The 519-nt window shown below is 51.4% G+C and carries 3 tRNA genes; all 3 read right to left on the bottom strand.

The features are described 5' to 3' along the window. Window positions 1–2: 2 nt before the first annotated feature. Window positions 3–75, bottom strand: a tRNA-Val gene (locus tag B1728_RS35490). Window positions 76–130: 55 nt separating this feature from the next. Further along, window positions 131–207: transfer RNA gene (locus tag B1728_RS35485), tRNA-Met, on the bottom strand. A 9-nt stretch (window positions 208–216) separates the two neighbouring features. Further along, a tRNA-Ser gene (locus B1728_RS35480) sits at window positions 217–305 on the bottom strand. Between the last annotated feature and the right edge of the window lie 214 nt (window positions 306–519).

The raw sequence follows: 519 nt of genomic DNA, 5'->3' as shown, positions 1-519 counted from the left end.
GGTGGAGGCTGACGGGATCGAACCGCCGACCCTCTGCTTGTAAGGCAGATGCTCTCCCAGCTGAGCTAAGCCTCCATGTGACACAAGTCGAATCATATCATACTTTGTCATAAAAAATCAAGAACTATTATGGTAGCGGCGGAGGGGATCGAACCCCCGACCTTACGGGTATGAACCGTACGCTCTAGCCAGCTGAGCTACGCCGCCATAGGACAACGGAGAGAGAGGGATTCGAACCCTCGCACCACTTACGCAGTCTAACCCCTTAGCAGAGGGTCCCCTTATAGCCACTTGGGTATCTCTCCAAGACTAAAGAACAATTGTATTGTTCCCTGAAAACTAGATACGAAATGCATGCGTAAAGTTCGTGAATTAGTTCCCCGGTTTGTTCCGGGCCTGCGACGCTTTCGCATCGCAGCTCTCTGACCATACTTCGTATGGGAGATAATAGGTTAAGCCCTCGACCGATTAGTATTCGTCAGCTCCACACGTTGCCGTGCTTCCACCCCGAACCTATCT

Origin of the sequence: Paenibacillus sp. 32352 (assembly GCF_002042965.1) — a bacterium.
GTDB lineage: Bacteria > Bacillota > Bacilli > Paenibacillales > NBRC-103111 > Paenibacillus_S > Paenibacillus_S vulneris.
The sequence above is the reverse complement of the archived record's forward strand: the minus strand, read 5'-3'. Positions and strand labels throughout refer to the sequence as shown.